Source organism: Burkholderia sp. Bp9015 (assembly GCF_003853505.1).
In the GTDB taxonomy this organism is placed as follows: Bacteria; Pseudomonadota; Gammaproteobacteria; order Burkholderiales; family Burkholderiaceae; genus Burkholderia.
The window spans coordinates 1-16597 of the sequence record NZ_QTPZ01000042.1 but is presented as its reverse complement, the minus strand read 5'-3'; the positions used below and the strand labels follow the sequence as shown (position 1 = coordinate 16597).

Below are 16597 nucleotides of genomic sequence, written 5' to 3'. Positions count from 1 at the left end.
TTTGGAGCACCTGAGGGTGCTTCTCATGGTAAAAAAAAGCGGGCCTGGTAGGCCCGCGGTCCGCTTCGAAATCTGGTACTGGCGCTTGTCCACGCTGCTTCAATTCCCGGACAACGTCTCCCCAATCTTGCTGGCAAGCCAGCCGGTAAACGCCACTTTCTCGAGAACATTCTTGAAGGTCCCGTCGTCGCGAATGTACGAACCAACAGCACCGCCTGATTCTGCGTATTGCCGTACAAACTCCGCGAGCTCCTCAGTCGACAGCCCCCTGATTGTGGTAGCGATCAGTTTCGACCGCGCATCTGCTGCGGCCTCAGCTTTGTCACTCGAATTCTTCTCTGCACGACGGGCCGACTCAGTGATTACTTCAACCGTCTCGATGTCACCGCCGCCTTCGAAGACTGTTCGCGCGTAGCCGCCGGCGTTCCTTTTAATCTTCTTGTTGCGAATCTGTTGCTCGACGTATTGGGCGGTCTTGGTCGCTCGTTCCGGGTCGTGCTGAATCCAATCGACCGCTAGTCGACCGGATATGCCTAACTTAACAAGCCGTCGGTACGTCTCCGAGTCACGGATCGCGGCTTGCTCCTCGCTATCACCCTCGTCGTACATCGATCGTTGGGGATTGTCCTCTACGAGAAAACGGATTTTGACAACGCGGCGATTCAGCCTTTCATACTCTGGGGAAATAAGGATGTTCGAGACCGTGTTCACTTCCTTCACAGCCTTCTTGATCACTTCCGAATTGAAGTGTTTGAACTCATCGTATGTCGAAGCCTCCGCGCCCAGAAGCTTGCGCCAGATCTCGACCGAGATCCATCCCGTAGAGCCAGTGCGCTTGAAACGCAGGCAGTTTTCGTAGAGCGCAAGCGCATACGCTCCACTGAACTGCTTCTGGACGTTGATGTTGATAAGGAGGTAGATCTCTGGATTCGCAAGCTTGTTTGCCAGGGTGCTACTGTACTCGTAAGTGACGATCCCATTCCGGATGTTCGCCGAGCCTAGCAACGTAGTGACGCCCCACTCCTCGTCCCCTGCCGCATGCAAAATATCGAACTCGATTGGCGTGGTCGATATCTTCTTGAGCGCTTCCTTCAATGCCTTTGTGTTCTTGCTGTCAAAGCCGAGCATTTCGCTCATGATCCCAACTGGAATCTCGTGAACGGTCTTGGTTAATAGGTTGTCGTAGGCATTCAGCAAAAGGACGTTCGAAAGCTTGCGTCCGAGCAACCCGAGATCGCCGCCCACATGTACGGTACCAACGTGCTTTCGAAGTTCACTCGACGGCACGTTTGCTACTACGGCGCTACCGGACTTTTGCTTTGCTCCTGCCATACGCTCCTCGTTGGTTGAGGAGCATTTTAGGTGGCTAAAGTCATGTCGGCAAGAAAATCGGGATGACCTTTCCTCGGCCGCCCCATAAACCATGACCTTTCACCGCAGGCGTTCGATCGAGGTCTCGCCGGCGATCGACGCCCCACAAACCATGACCTTACCTCCTGCGGCACACGCCCCACAAACCATGACCTTTGAGGCGACTTATTTTCCTCGGCCTGTTACCGAGATCCGGTTCTGGACGGACCTGGTCCCCCACCTTTTTGCATCTCCCCCACAAACCATGACCTAAAGGCTGGATGTTTCGCCCCACAAACTACGACCTTTCGCAACGCGAGCGCTATGTAGCACGCGCCGGGCCGACTGCCTCGCCCCACAAACCATGACCTTTCAGCAACGAATTCAACGTCTCTACACTTGTGCCCCATAAAGCATGACCTTTCCGGCGCTTTATGGCCCGGTTGCAGTGGGACGGCCGGTATTTGCTGGCGCTCCACAAGCTACGACCTTATCTGGTGGGCGCTGACAGGCGGATTCTTGCCCCCCCACAAAGGATGACCTTTGGCTTCGACCGAACGCGAGAGCGCCCCAGAAACCCCGACTTTTGCTGACTGGATGTGATTTTATTCAGCAAATTCAATGAGTTATTTCGAAGTGAATACTCGCATGCGTTGGGGATGGCCGCCCCACAAACCATGACCTGACGTTGAGGAAATCCCGGAGCAAGCGATGTCCGGCCGCCTGTGCCCCACGGACCATGACTTTCTGCCCCACAAATGATGACTCTCGCCCCGCTAAGGTGGACGAACCTAGAATAAATACCGTTGAAAATCAATGCGTTACGGTTGATATCGAGAATCGATGTGAGGTTCCCCATAAAGCCTGACCGTACCCCATAAAGCATGACCTGATCGGCCCATAAACCCTTACCTTTCGCCCCATAAAGGATGACCGATCCGCCCGGAAAGCGCCGTGGATAAAGGTTCTGCGGGAGCCAAATGTTTTAAAGTAGTTGTTCTTTTAAAGCAACCACAGGTGTTGTTCCCGAGATAGATCTCCGAATGGATCAAACCGCCGCGGGTAACGACACCTCGATGCTGGTCCCGTCCCCGCCGCGCACTGAACTAGTGAGTTCACCTATTTCAGATTGTGGCCATCTTCCTCGAGGAGCTTTCTCAGCGCAGAAATGTACGCTTCGGCCCGCTCCGGAGTTCCGAGCGCGAGATCGACTTGGATCTTCCCATTCCCCCACTCCTTGATGGCCCCAATGGCCGTTCCTGAGGACCCAGAGACTTTGTACTGTCGCGAGATCGACTTGCGAGGGGCTCGTTCCTTCGCTGCGGACTCCCGGATCGCCTTAACCTTCGAGGCAGACAACTGCTCGTCGCGAATCCGCTCGGCCAGGGCTAGAGTTTGCTTTTCGCTTGTCGATTTGAAATAGAGAGTCAGCTCGTAACCCGTGACCAAACCGAATTGTTCGGGATACGAAGCAATGACATCTAGGACACTTTGAGGCAACTCTAGGATTGCAAGTGTCTTACTGACTTTTGACTTGCCCTCTTCCACTAAGGCGGCGAGATCGTCATTTGACTTCGCGTGACCGAGCTCGAGCAGTTTTTTGTAGCCATAAGCCACATCGAGAATAGTTTCTTGCTCGCGTTCGTTGTTCGCCGCGCGCGCCAATCGATAAAAATCGATCGGCCGAAGCCCATCGAGAATCTTGAGCTCGAGGCTCTCCGAACGATTTCGGAGGGCTCCCTGCTTGCGGTAGTGGCCGTCGATCAAAATGACTCGGTCTGGATTGTTCGGATCGACACCAGCCAACGCCGGCTGTAGCTGCCCGTCCCGGGCCATCGAAGCGGCTCGTGCCGCGATCTTTTCCTCTTTGTAGATAGTGCGGCTGTTCAAGGGGTTGTCGGTGATCGTGTCGATGGGCATCACTGCGTACCGAGACTTTACCTTCCCCGATTGTTCAAGTTCAGCGACCAGCAATTCGGCCTTCGACGGTACCGGGCCAGCGAGACTCTGCGGCCCTTTGGCCTCTTCGAGTAGGCTTGTTCGGCCTTCCAACGCATCCCCTACCCTTTCGAAGCGCGACGCAACAGAAGTTTCTCGCAGGGCTTGATCTCGCTTTACGCCCGATTGCAACATTGCGGAGAAGTCTTTCTTCGCCATCATCCCTCCAGGACTTCGAGAATTTCGTCGACCAAAGCGTTCAGCTCCTTATGAGCGGCCTTCGCTCCCTTCATCTGCAGAACCGTTTGACCAGAGACTTCGGCCTCTTTGTATGCCGCGCGGAAGCCAATTCTTGTTTTGAACATCGGAATGTCTTCGTCGCCAGCTGCGGCCTCGAAAATTTGCTGAACGATTTTGACGTTCTGGTCCATATTCGCGAATGAACGGATTTTAAGATCTGGGTTGGTAATCTGGGCCGTCATTGCCAATTTTTTGGCCTCTTGAACTGCCCATAAATTCCCCCCGGACGCACCGACGGGAATCAGTCCCAGATCAGCAATCAGTAGCGCTACCGACGGTGCGGTGGAGCGAATGGCCGGTGGGCAATCGATGACAATGAAATCGTAGTCGTTGACGTGCTTAATAATTTCTCGATCGGGTCTGGGACTCTTAGCGAGGTTCGAAATGTTTGCCGGAAATGGACTTTCCTCAGAAGCGGCGCCAACAGAAAGCGTTGCTGTTGCCTGTTCATCAAGATCGACGAGGAGAGTTTTATGTCCCCTTAACCCGAGGGCACCCGAAACGTTTGTCGACGTGGTGCTCTTGCCCGAACCGCCCTTCTGATTGAAGACTGCGATGATTTTCGCCGCCATGGTTTCTCCTGGACTAGAACGGCAGTTTCATCGATGAAACTGCCGAATGGAAACATCCGAATATTGGACTAAATATTATTAAACTTCAAGAGAAAATAGTTTGTTGACATCAACGCCGCTGCAGTTTCATCGATGAAACTGACCTTAGAGATTTGGGCAGCCACCCGCCCCATCGGGATGTTGATCCTCCGCGCAGTTTCATCGATGAAACTGCGGCGGATAGCACGAAGACTTCGCTCTGATGATCGTCACATTTTTCCTGGATGTGTATATGCACTTGATCTCAGTTTCATCGATGAAACTGGCCTTTGCTGTGTGCTTAGGATGCAAAGTCTATCGAGAGAGGCGTCCGGTTTCATCGATGAAACTCCACCCGAAGCCACGTGCTCCTAGCCAGTAGCGGTTGAACTGCGGCGAGTAGCGGCGTGACTCAAGTACCAAGAACGGCGGACGCACAAGGCTCTGCCGGGTAGTGGTATCGCGTTCCAAAGTCGTAGTCGCGACCAACAGTCACGCCATGACTGAGACCGCCGGTGCGGTAGCGACACCAGTAGCGGCGGGGTAGTAGGTGAGTTTATGTTTGTCCTGATGGATAAAAGGCGTTAGGGGTCGACGGCAGGGGAGGGATAGGCCGCTCGCCGAGGCAGAGCTGGAGCGGCGGCCCCATGCTCGTGCTTTTCAGATGCTCGATACACGTGATAGCATCGGCCCGTAGTAAGTCAGTCTTTGTCTTGTTTGCGCGCGGCGCAACGTCTTGTGGCCACTCGGCCACAGCACCCGCGCGCAAAAGCAATTCGTCGCGGGTGCTCCAGCAATCGGAGCTTTTATGGTTTCTACCCACGACTTTTACCGTATCGATGAAAACCCGCCCGGCGCATGGATGCTGACCTGGCGTGGTGCGACCACGATAAGAGGTTATTCGGGCTACCCCACGCCTGCTCATGCGGTTGCAGACGTGCTGCAACACAACTCGCATGCCGACTTCGAAGTTCACGTGCGCGCCGACGACATGACGTCGCCGGTTGAGGTTCGTTGCGCGTTGCTGAAGTTGCGCGAGGCCGGATATGACCAAGCCCGCCGACCTTACGAGCTAACGGCTGATCAGTACACTCGTATCGGTTTGACCGATCACGATGTCAGGGCACTCACGGTCGCTTGTCCGTTCTTCGGGACGTCCGCCGCGCGGGTGCTCGAGCGGGAGGCCGACGGCAAGATCGCGCTGGAACTGGCGATCATGGTGCTGGGCGATTTGCCGGGGCCCGGCATCCGGTGAGGCGCCATCGAAACCCGGCTTTGGCCGGGTTTTTTATGTTTGCGGCTGGGCGATCCTCTTCAAACCTGTTCGACCTCGGCGACGTACCGCGCCGCGAGCAACTCAATGGGCACGAATGGCCCGAAAGCGCGGGCGGCGGCCGACGGTCATGTCGGCGAACACCCGCTGCGATATGCTCTTGGCGTCGCGCAGGTTCAGGTGCAGTTCCGCCCAGCCAGGATGCAGTCGTCGGGTGAACAGGGAGACGATCTGGGTTGGATCCACGTAGGTGTGGGCGGTTTCATATGCCGCAGGCGGGGAATGAGTACGAGCGCTATGGAGTCGGTGTCCCGGAAGGGGGGAGCGCCGGCGCAACTACGCCGGGCCTATCCGGAATGATGGCCGCCTCGACGGTTTCTGGAGGGGGCGGACCAGGGCAATCCAGCGCATCGACGCGGTCGCTCTAATGCTGTATCAAGATATATCTCTGAACAACATCGAATAGATCCGCCACTGGACGTTGCCGCTCAGGCCTCGCCGCGCCGTTCCGGCCGGCTGGCCGTGCGGATCTCGCCGGCCGCCGCCGTGAACTGCTGCCAGGCGATCTCCAGCTCGACCATCCGGGTCTCGGCGTCGGCCGCCAGCCGCTCCCGGTGGAGCGCGAGCCAGGCGACCAGCGCGTCGGGGTCGGCCCGGTCGTTGGCGCGGCGCCCCGGCGTCGCGAAGTGGCGGTGCAGATCGTTGACCGACACCGCGTGGCCGAACAGCGTGCGCATCAGCTGCCGGGTGGTCGCGATCGTCGCATCGGGCGGGGGCGGGGCGATCGCCTGGACGAACGCGATCACCGCGCGCGCCCGCGCGCGGCGCTTGATGCCGCTCAGCAGGCCGCGCAGGTGACGGCTGCCGATCTCGGGGTGGTCGAGCATCGCCTGCACGGCGTCGTCATGATCGGTCGGCGTGAAGAACGTCATGGTCAAACCGTGTTGTATGGAGATATATCTTTATACAGCACGGCATTGCGGCCGTCGAGCCGAGTGCAAAAGTGCTACTTCTGATAACTCTGCTTAGCAGCGGCGGACTGCTTGCCAGATGACCCGCCGGATATCAGGTGTGGCTTGACCTGCCCGCGGCATCGCCTAAGCTTGCTGATGGCTTTCCGTCAGACGTTTGCCGGTAGGGGCGCGGACGGACGGGGGCCCAATCCACCACCCAGGAGAGCGCATCATGCGTCGCATCAAGAGGGCCGTGCTGGGCGGGCTGGCGGCCGCCACGCTGATCGGGGTCGCCGCGCCGGCGGGCGCCGAGGAATTTCAATTCCAGTGCACGTCGGACCAGTGCCTGGTCACCCAATGCTGGGAATTCTGGTGCTTCTGGGGCGGCTAGCGCCGTCGTGACGGCCTCGAGCCGACACGCGAACCCGGCCGCGGCCGGGTTTTTCTGGCGCGCCGTCAAGTCCGCTAATCCAAATTAGCGGACTTGCAGTTAATGGCCTAGAATGCCGTAGGGTCGAATTACGTCATGGTAGATTAGGGGTAAACCCTTATTTTGATGGCGCGTCGCCCCGGCGCTGTATGCACAAGTTGAACGCCTGTCGCTTCACCTCGGATGAACCGAGGGTGGAGCGCCTCATGATTCGACCGCGACATCGGCGGTGGCTCCGGCGGATCCGCGTAGTCGGGTGGCTGCTCAGGCTGATCAGCCTGAGTCACCTCCTGGGCCACGCGATCGGCTGGCTGATCCATCACCTGCCCACCTAAACCCATACCCGCCCGAGGAGGGCGGGCTTTTGAGGGAATCTCGATGCTCTACTGCACGGCTACGTGGTGTGGGATCGTCGCCTGGTGGTGCGCGGTCGGCGGCCTGCTGGTCGGCCTGGCCGCGGCCGGGGCGTGGGTGTGGTCGACGCGCGCACCCTGGGACCCGCTTGGCGGGGACCCGCACGCGATCCTGTCGCCGGACCCCGAGCTGCAGCAGGGGCAACTGAACCTGGCCGACTGGACGCAGGCCGCCGAGGCGGGGCGACGCAACCGCATCGCGGCCGCGCTGACCGCCGGCGCGGTCGTCCTCAGTGCGACCGCGTCGTTGCTGAGCCTCACCGCCCACGGATAGATTTTCGATAACCCATAAAACGCCGGTCGCCGGCGACGAGCGAGATGAGAGACCAGATCAAGGCCATTGTGGCCGCCAAGAAACGCGTGACCGAAAAGGAAACCTCGGTCATTGAATTGGCTCGCGAGCTTGCTACCTCGCTGCACGAAGAGTGCGCCGGGTTGGAGGTGTTTGGCGTGAGTAAGGTGGTCGTGGTCGACCATCCATCGGCCGGGGACCCTCGTCGATTGGGTGCATTTCTCCAGTTCGGTCGTGGGCAGTTGCTGGTGATGTGGAACCCGAGGGGCCTGATTCGGACGGACGGATTCGCCGGGCAGTGGTGGCGGGGAAACTTTTCGGCATCAGCCCTGGAAGATTGTCCGCTATCGTGGCTGCAGCAGTTGCTCACGAAAACCGTGATCGACTCGTTGCTCGACAGTATCCGCGGCGATGTGGATGAACGAGAGAGCCGGGTCGATGCCACGCTCGCCGAGGCGCGTGTCCTGCTTTCGGCTGAATCCGCCGTGCTCGACGCCGAGATGGCGGAGAGCCTCACAACCACCGGTGACGAAAACCTCACCGGCCTTTGGCAAGACGCGGTTGAGGCCACTCACAACGACACCGCCGATGCACTAACGCGTTGCAGTCGTTTCCTTGAGGCGGTGTGCGCGAAAATCCTGCGGGAGCGCGGTGAAGAGTTGCCGGCGGAAAAATCGATGGGGCCGCTCGTCAAGGCGTGTCAGAAAAGTCTGCCTTGGCCGGACGCAAAAGAGGCCGTAGGCGATGTGCGCCAGCTGCTCGGCGGGATCCAGTCGGTCTGCGGCGGCATCGGCGCGCTGCGCACCCACTTCGGTACCGCGCACGGCGCGTCAAGCCACCTGCCGCCGCTCGATCGCGGGTACGCCGTTTTCGTGAAGCAGGCGACCGTGGCCGCCGCGACCTTCTTGCTGGATCGTCATCAGGCGAGCCCGTTGGCGACGCGCGCGGACGACGCGTCGACCACGCCGAGCGCCCCTCGTCCGGCTCCGACGTCCTGAGCCGCGACGTCGACGCGTGCACGCTGCGTGGGTGCAGTGAAGTGCCGCATGCCATACCTCCAGTGCCGCAAACCATCCATCACGGGAGTCACCGGTGACCGTTACCTTCAAAAACAAGCGCACGGCAAAGGGTTTCGGCGAGGCCCGCGACCTTGCGACGTTCCTTGACCTCGTCGATCGCTGGACCCAGGGGATCCCGGATCTCGGCTATACGATTTCGCTGTTTCGCGGTCAGGAAGACGAGTCCTGGTTGTTGAAGCCGGGGATCGCGCGCCCCCAGTATGTCAACCGGGTCCGGTCCGGTACCGAGCAGCGCATGCTGCGCGAATTCAAGCAGCGCGGCATCCCGCACCTGGAATCGACGGTCGAACTCGCGGATGCCGACTGGCTGGCGATCGCGCAACACCATGCGATGCCGACGCGGCTGCTCGACTGGACCGGCAGTGCGCTGGCCGCGCTGTGGTTTGCGATCAAGCGGCCAGCCGTCAAGGGCGAGGATGGCACGTCGAAGGCGGCCGCGGTGTGGCTGCTGGCGGCGACCGACGCGGACATGATCGATCCCGACGAGCGCGCGAACCCGCTCGAGATTACCGAGACGAAACTGCTGAAGCCACGGCACGTGTCACGACGGATCGCCGCGCAGGACGGCTGGTTCAGCGTGCATCGTGGCGTTGAAGACGGTCTGGGAATGAAGTACATCTCCCTCGACACCAACGCGAATTTCAAAAAGCGCCTGAGCTACATCCGGATCCCGCCCGACGCGTTCGGTCCCATGCGCGCGCAGCTGCAGACGGCCGGCATCAATCGCGGAGTGTTGTTTCCCGATCTCGACGGGGTCGCCGGCCGGATCGCCGACGCCATCCTGTATCCCGACGATCAACCGACGCCGGGCGCCGGCAACCTCTGAGGAACCCGACTCCGTGGCCAACCGTCCTCAGCAGCTCGACCTGCCACCGCCGCGCACCTACACGCGCACGGAATTCACCGCGCTGCGCGCGCGCGTGAAAGGCCTGCCGATCGCGACGATCGCGCGGCTCTACTTCGACCCGGACGAGCACGAACCGCTCGACGTCGAGCGCCTCTTGCGCACCATGCGCGACGACCTGGTGTCGATCGCGCTGCGCGAAGGCTCGGCGGTGCTGGTCGAGCACCTGCAGGTATCGATCCGCAAGTACGGCGAACCGCGCCTGACGCCGGTGTCGCTGCAGATGATCGAGCGGGCCGCCGGCGACTGGGCCAACGCGGCGCCCGCGTCCGGCCACGCGATCGTGCGCTGGTTCCGGCCGCTCATCGCGCAGCGCCTCGCCGACGTCGGGGTGCGCACGCTCGGCGACCTCGTCGCGTACTGCAACCGGCGCGGCGGCAGCTGGTGGCGCTCGGTGCCGCGCATCGGCGTCGGGCGCGCGCGCGCCGTGGTCGCGTGGCTGCGCCGGCACGCCGATACGATCGGCGAGACGGTCGCCGTCGATGTCGACGCGGTCGATCCCCTGGTGGCGCTGCCGGGCGCGCGTGTCGTGCCGCGCCGCGACCAGCTGGTACCGATCCACCGCTTGCAGATGCCGCAGGATCTGGCGGGGGCACACGGCACGAACCGCGCGCCCACCTTTCCATACATCACCGCGGCCCACGACCTCGACGCCGTGTTCGCCTACCTGCACCGCTACGACGGCCAGGCTGCAACGCAGCGCGCGTACTGGCGCGAGCTCGAGCGCTTCGTGTTGTGGTGTCTGCTCGAGCGCCGGCGACCGCTGTCGTCGATCCTGGTCGACGACTGTGAAGCCTACAAGGCATTTCTCGCGTCGCCGTCGGCGGCGTTCCGCGGCCTGCGGGCACCGCGCGGGTCGGGACGCTGGCGGCCGTTCGCGCTGGAACCGCTGTCGCTCGACAGCCAGCGGTATGCGGTCCGCACCTTGCGCGCCGCGTTCGACTGGCTCGTGAAGGTCCGCTACCTGGCCGGCAACCCGTGGATGGGCGTGACGGATCCGAAACCGCTGAAGCGTGCGACCAAGCTGCAGGTGCAGCGGGCGCTGCCGATCGACGTGTGGGCAAGGGTGCGGGTCGAGCTCGCCGAGCGCGGTGAAGGGCAGGGCCCGCAGGGGCCGGACTGGCGGATCGCGCGCGCGCTGATCCTGTTGATGGGCGACGCGGGGCTGCGCATCGAAGAGGCCGTGACGGTCCAGCGCGATGGCCTGCAGTGGTGGCCGGCCCAGGACGCGACGCCGGCGACGTGGCTGCTGCGCGTGATCGGCAAGGGCAACAAGGAACGCTTCGTGCCCGTCACCGATGACACGATCGAGGCCTTGCGCGCGCATTGGCACGATCGCGGCCTGAACTTCGACGCCGGCACGGCCGGTGGTCCGCTGGTCGCGCCGACCGTGATCCCGCCGACGCCCGCCGGCCGCGACAAGTTCGGGGTCACGGAGACCGGTGAGGTGACGCGCGTCGCGGGCTATACGCCGCGCGCGGCACGCCGCGTCGTCGCGCGTGCGCTCGCGCGCCTGATCGAGCAGCTGCCGGAACTCGACGAGGCGAGCCGGCGCCAGCTGGCGCGGACCTCGCCGCACGCGTTTCGCCATACGTTCGGCACGCAGTCCGCGGCGGCCGGCACGGCGATCGAGGTGCTGCAGCAGGTACTGGGTCATGCGTCGCTGCAGACCACGACCATCTATGTGAATGCGGAACAGCAACGGATGCGCCAGGAGGCGGCGAAGTATCACGCGCGACTGGCAGCGCGACGCGGCGAGTAGCGGCGAAGCAATGCGGGCAGAGATCAAAACATGAAAACGAACACGAAAAAACAGACGCGTCGGCCGGGGAAGTCTTCACAACGCAAGTCCTCTACACAGGGAAAGGCCAAATTGGCCGCGAGTTCAGCGTCGACCGGAGGGCAGGGAGTCACTTTTGAGAATCGTGCCCAGGCTGTCAAGCTGATCCACATGTGTTTAGGTGCGCCCTCCCCGGGAATTGCCGAAGGTTGGGTCATCGTGGAGCTGCGCTTCCAGGCCCGGGCACATGGACCGCAAACGGATGATCTGGTTTGCACGGTCGAGAACTCAGCGGGCCACCGGCATCGCGTGTTCTTCCAAATGAAATCAGGACTGACAGCAAGACCGTCGACCAAAGCCTTCCAAGATGCAATCGGGGGGGCTTGGCTTGACTATCAGCAACAGGATCTATTCTCAAGAGGTGAGGATCGAATCGTTATCGTTCACGACGCCGACGGTCGACATCACATGAGCGGTGCGACGGCGGTCGCGAAGGCGGCAAGCCTGTCGCTGTCGAGCCGAGAGTGGCTCGAAAAAATCGATGCGGTGGGGGTTGGCAATACACGGAAGAGAAACGCCGTTTCTGCATTCAAAACCGTTGTAGCGACTTTTGCCGAGAGACCGATTGACGATGAGGAACTCTACACGTTCCTTCAACATGTGAGCTTCCTCGCGCATGACTTAATGGAAGACGGTACAGCGGAGCACGTGCAACTCGTCAACCTGATTCGCACGAGCTTGCTGTCCTGTGGCTACACTGCCGACCCCAATCACGTTTGGTCGAAGTTCGTGACAGCGTGTATGTCACTCAATGCGAGCGCAGGCGGGATAGCGCTCGATTCCTTGGCCGAGGTGATTGGCGATGACCTCGCGCGCACGTTCAAGATCATCCGCGACGCAAGCGCTCAACAATTCACGATCGGCGCGCCCGCTGGCGCGTGGAATCACGGTACCTCTCCCGTTGGCGTGGCGGTCGGGATCTCAACGGCGACGCTACCGCCGGGCAATGCAGGAGGCCAAAGTGCGATTCCTGCTTCGCGCGATTCATCCGAAAACAAACTCATCTCCCGACAGCTCGATCAACTCAATACTCGAATTCGGGAAGGCCGGTATCAAGATGCGTTGAATGACCTTGGAAAGCTCGGGGAGGATCTGGGACCGTTCGATGCGCATCAGCGCGCGCGTTGGTACCTCATGCGCGGGACATGCCGCTTCAATCTCGATCGTGACCAGGACGCCGCGGCTGATTTTCTGAAGGCCGCTGCCTTGTGCGATGACGACGACAAGCTCGCCGCTGCGCGGGTGCGCGGTTTGTTGCTAGCGAACGATTTCGCGGCAGCGGAAAAGGCTGGTCACGACGCGCTCGAGCGATTCCCGCAGTCGCTTTCGGTCTGGTTGATCGCCAAAAACGCGGAATTGGTGCGAGGCGGATCGCTAGCGGAGGACGCAATTCCTTGTGAGTACCGCCAAGAGGCCGACGCGTTTCAACTAGTTGCCTTTAGCCGCTACCGGGCCGGAGATATCAATGGAGCAGCCGCGGCAGCTCGGAGGGCGTTGGACCTTCACGACGTAAGCTTCTTCAACAGGGATAGGGCGCTGGGATATACGCTTGAGTCGGTGGCGGCTAGTCCGCTCAACATCGCCTTTCGCATGCTTGACACGGCGGAGTTGAATGCGCTGGGCGACGTCGCAGCAGCGTTCGAGCCACGGCACGAAAAGCTGTGGACGGTCCAGTCAACAGCGATACTGAAAGCGACGGTGGTCAACCTTGGCTACGTCTATGTCCTTCTGAAGCGGACCGACGACGCGTTAGACCTGCTGCGTGAGGCGCGCGCGAGATCGATTGACGGTCCGGAATTTATCCGTTTGGAGATCGAGGCCCATCGCGGTGCTGGTGATATCGATCGCGCTTTGGAGGTGGGGCTGTCCTCGCTCCACGCGATGCCCGCCGATGCCCTGGTCACATTCGCCCAGACATGTGCCAACGTAGGAAGACTCGAACCGATCGAGCGAGCGATCGAGGCCGCGGCTAACTTACCCACCGATCGCGAACGCGCGGTCGAATCGATCAGAGTATTGCTGTGGCAAGCGCTTGAGAAGGACGGACGTCACGATGAGGTTATGCAACAGCTGGACGCCCAGGACCTATCGACATCGACGTCTATTGCTGCGCTTGCGGTCGGATCGGACATGCTTCGTCGCGCCGGTCGCTTGGAGCAGGCAGATAGTCTGCTCGCCCGCGCGGCCACACTCGTGAACCAAACGGGCGTGGAGCAGGAGCGCTATATGCTAGCGATGGCCTACTTCCAAGCAAGACGGTTTGAGGAATGTGCAGAGATATACGGTGCGATGCTAAGGCCTGGGGTGCACAGTGAGCTTCATAACGATCTGCTATTTTGCTACATGCGTCTCGGTGCGTATGCGAAGGCTCGGCAACTTCTCGACTCCCTTCACGAGAGCTGGATCGAGAACGACGGTGCGCGGCACTTGGCCATGGAACTCGGTCAGGAAGTCGGCGACTGGGCGCTGCTCAAGGAGCTCTCATTGGTTCAACTGAGGCACTACCCCGGTCAAGCGATGAGTTGGTTGTTTCGGCTGACCACGGCAGCTCGGGACTCGGATGGGGAGCTGTTGTCCGTGCTGGATCAAATTCCCGAGTTGCTCGAAGGCACCTCTCGAGAGTTGACTCAAATTGCCACATGTGAAATGAGTCATGGATTCGAGGAACGCGGCCTCCGACGTCTCTATCGCATGCGCCGGTTGAATATGGCGGACGTCGATGTGGCGGCAGCGCACTTGGCTGGCCATCTCGCCGTACACAAAGCGCTGCCGCACCTCGAGGTTAGTCGACCCGTGATCGAGGAGGGGACTTACTTTACGGTGGTCGACAATGCGGGGCGACCCTTTACCCGAGCTATCGATCCTCTCGGATTCGACGGACTTCCAGATGCCGGCGAATTCCGTTCCGCGTCATCAGCGGACGTTGCCCCTTTTATTGGCGCAATTGTTGGAAGAGAGGTCGCCGTTGCTCAGACATTCGATGAGCCGAAGGTGTTCAAGGTCGTGACGATCGGGTCGGCTTATCGACGCCTGCTCGACACCACCCATGAAATGCTGAAGAGCTCAATTACCCAGTCATCCTACGTTTCGGTGATCAACCTGCCCGAAGACGAACACGGGGCTCTGGATTTTTCCCAATTGAAGGCGCAGCTCCACCGAAGCTCGGAAGTCGGTCGACAAGTCATGGAGGGGTATCGAAAGGCTCCCTTTACTATCGGAGGGGTGTGCCGAATGATGGGGCGCGGCGTTGTCGACGCAGTCTGTGGATGGCCCAACCAAGAAGCAAAGTTGGATGTCGGCGGTGGCTCGGAGGCACATCGTGCCGAAGCGGAAAGTTTGTTGTCTCGGAGTAATGCGGGTTATGTCATTGATGCTGCGACTTTGATCGAACTGGGGCGGCTCGATTGCCTGCATTCGTTGTCGAGCCTCCCGAAGCTATATTGTTCGACGAAGACCTATGGGCTTCTACGTGATGAGCTTGAGGAGTCACAACGGGTGCGCGCCTCGGGTACCGCGATCGAACACAATGGCGAACTGGCGATCGTCGAAGTGACCGAGCAGGACTGGGCTCGACGCACCGCAATGTTGCAGGATGTGGTTGACGCGATCGAGACGTATTGTGAAGTTCGACCGTCGTACGGCCCAGCAGATTGCCGCAGAGTTCCACATGGACTTCGCGAAGTGATCTCGGCCGAGGAGGCGGCGACGCTGGGGCTGGGCATGGAGGTAGACGCTACTTTGGTGTGTCTGGACGCGAGACTTCGGCTGATTGGGGCAAGTTGCGGACTCGCGGGCGTATGGCCGCAAGCACTCCTTGCGTCGTGCAGAGCGTCAGGCCGAATGCGTGATCGGGAATACTCGGCGGCATGCATGAAAATGTTCTGGAGTGGTCGTAACTTCATCTCGTTGACGGCCGACGACTTGATCAGTGCACTCTACCAAGGCACGGAATGGGCCCGCGCCACAGTCACTTCGCTTCGAACACATCTGGCGGAGGACGACATTGACTTCGGTTCTGCGCTCCGTGTCTCCTTGGATTTTCTCAGTAAATTGACCAACTCGGGGCGCGGGCAATTTGGCTTTCTGATAGAAGTGACCGGATTTGTCATCGAAGGACTGGCGCGACATAAGCGTTGCCCGGAGAATCTGGCGGAGATTGCCAAGAACGCATTGCAGAGCGCACCGGCAATTCACGCTCAAGGCGAAGCCGCACTCGAGTTGCTATTTGGCGTTATTGATAATGCGTGTGCACGAGCGCGAACCGAGGCGACGGCATTAGAGTTCAAGGGGCAGATCCTTTATTGCAGCGCGCCACCCTGGTTGTTGAACGGGCTGAGCTCGCATGACACTGCAGCCCTACGTAATGTCGCTTCAGACGAAATGCCGGTGGAGGACGTTGGCACGTCTGACCGTAGTTCGACGTCGGGAATCGATATAGAAAGCGCGTAACCGCGAACGCGGGGAGGATCACTTTCTGTTTGACGGCTCGCGGCGGCTGTAGCGAGCACGTCTGTTTCTACGGAAGCTGACGCTGTTCATGGTTTGCTCGGCCTCTGTGATGCGACACAGCAGCTCTACCTGAATCTGCCACCACTTCACGAGGATTGGCTAAGGTGAAGCGAACAACGATGGGCACGCCGAAAATCACTTCGTGAGGCAGAGTAAATCTGCCAGGACCCACATCATCCCGGATGCCTCCGACACCAGAGGCATCCTCTCAAACCCTTCGGCCAAGCCCACGAACACTACTTCTGATCTTGGAACACGACGGATTCCGCGCCATCGGGGCGCGGCCCGTCCGTGCGTCCACAGGACGGACAATGCAGCGTCAGGCTTGGCATCGTGACCTAGACCCGTCCGCCAAGCGCCCGAACGTCGGCAAGCAACTGTTCGGGGGTCAGTCGCTCGATAGCTGCAATGCGCGGCGCATAGCCTTCGCTGCGCCGGTCCACAGGCACGAGAACCGTTTGCAGCGCGACCAGGGACAGGCGAAGCCACGCGGTCGAGTCGCGGTGTCCGCCGCCGACATTCCACGCGAGCGACGCAAGTGCCTGTGCGAACGATTGCTTTTCCCAATAGCCTAGGGCGTCGCGACGCTCCGCAATCATGCGCCCGGCCAGGTCGGCGATTGCAAGGCGCAGCGCGTCAACGTCCGGGTCAACGTCGATGCGTGCGGCCAACGCTTCTATTTCGTCCACTGTCCGGTCCTCATGTTTCCGATGAGTCAGTTTAACC

General features: G+C 60.4%; 13 protein-coding genes. 7 read left to right on the top strand and 6 right to left on the bottom strand.

All coding sequences use genetic code 11. The features are described 5' to 3' along the window. Positions 1-99: 99 nt before the first annotated feature. The 3 genes from DIE12_RS32020 to DIE12_RS32010 form a co-directional block, all read right to left on the bottom strand. Positions 100-1332, bottom strand: a complete 1233-nt coding sequence (locus tag DIE12_RS32020) for a replication initiation protein (protein WP_124551454.1) — start codon at positions 1330-1332, stop codon at positions 100-102. 1137 nt (positions 1333-2469) lie between these two features. Further along, positions 2470-3507, bottom strand: coding sequence for a ParB/RepB/Spo0J family partition protein (locus DIE12_RS32015; RefSeq protein WP_124551453.1), 1038 nt, complete (start codon positions 3505-3507; stop codon positions 2470-2472). Continuing rightward, positions 3507-4160 (bottom strand): AAA family ATPase, encoded by a 654-nt coding sequence (locus DIE12_RS32010; protein WP_124551452.1) that lies wholly within the window; start codon positions 4158-4160, stop codon positions 3507-3509. The genes DIE12_RS32015 and DIE12_RS32010 overlap by 1 nt, the downstream gene beginning before the upstream one ends. A gap of 826 nt (positions 4161-4986) precedes the next feature. Between DIE12_RS32010 and DIE12_RS32005 the strand changes: the two genes are divergently transcribed. Further along, on the top strand, positions 4987-5433 hold the full coding sequence (locus DIE12_RS32005) for a hypothetical protein (RefSeq protein WP_124551451.1): 447 nt from the start codon (positions 4987-4989) through the stop codon (positions 5431-5433). Positions 5434-5535: 102 nt separating this feature from the next. Here the strand turns inward: DIE12_RS32005 and DIE12_RS38290 are convergent, their stop codons facing one another. Beyond that, positions 5536-5697 (bottom strand): hypothetical protein, encoded by a 162-nt coding sequence (locus DIE12_RS38290; protein WP_185641251.1) that lies wholly within the window; start codon positions 5695-5697, stop codon positions 5536-5538. 242 nt (positions 5698-5939) lie between these two features. Then, positions 5940-6383 (bottom strand): hypothetical protein, encoded by a 444-nt coding sequence (locus DIE12_RS32000; RefSeq protein ID WP_260429058.1) that lies wholly within the window; start codon positions 6381-6383, stop codon positions 5940-5942. A 253-nt stretch (positions 6384-6636) separates the two neighbouring features. Between DIE12_RS32000 and DIE12_RS38285 the strand changes: the two genes are divergently transcribed. The 6 genes from DIE12_RS38285 to DIE12_RS31975 all read left to right on the top strand — a co-directional run bounded on the left by DIE12_RS38285 (position 6637) and on the right by DIE12_RS31975 (position 15811). Next, a complete protein-coding gene (locus DIE12_RS38285) occupies positions 6637-6795 on the top strand; it encodes a hypothetical protein (RefSeq protein WP_185641250.1) in 159 nt (52 codons plus the stop codon). Between the two features lie 417 nt (positions 6796-7212). Then, positions 7213-7521, top strand: a complete 309-nt coding sequence (locus DIE12_RS31995) for a hypothetical protein (protein WP_124551449.1) — start codon at positions 7213-7215, stop codon at positions 7519-7521. Between the two features lie 44 nt (positions 7522-7565). Beyond that, positions 7566-8537 (top strand): abortive infection family protein, encoded by a 972-nt coding sequence (locus DIE12_RS31990; RefSeq protein ID WP_124551448.1) that lies wholly within the window; start codon positions 7566-7568, stop codon positions 8535-8537. Between the two features lie 94 nt (positions 8538-8631). Continuing rightward, positions 8632-9444 carry an FRG domain-containing protein gene (locus tag DIE12_RS31985; protein ID WP_124551447.1) on the top strand — a complete coding sequence of 271 codons (813 nt, stop codon included), beginning with the start codon at positions 8632-8634 and terminating at the stop codon, positions 9442-9444. Between the two features lie 13 nt (positions 9445-9457). Beyond that, a complete protein-coding gene (locus DIE12_RS31980) occupies positions 9458-11284 on the top strand; it encodes a site-specific integrase (RefSeq protein WP_124551446.1) in 1827 nt (608 codons plus the stop codon). 30 nt (positions 11285-11314) lie between these two features. Then, entirely contained in the window at positions 11315-15811 is a 4497-nt protein-coding gene (locus DIE12_RS31975) for a lipopolysaccharide assembly protein LapB (protein ID WP_124551445.1), read from the top strand. A 398-nt stretch (positions 15812-16209) separates the two neighbouring features. Here the strand turns inward: DIE12_RS31975 and DIE12_RS31970 are convergent. Beyond that, positions 16210-16597: hypothetical protein (locus tag DIE12_RS31970; RefSeq protein WP_221624285.1), on the bottom strand; the 388-nt coding region annotated here is incomplete at its 5' end.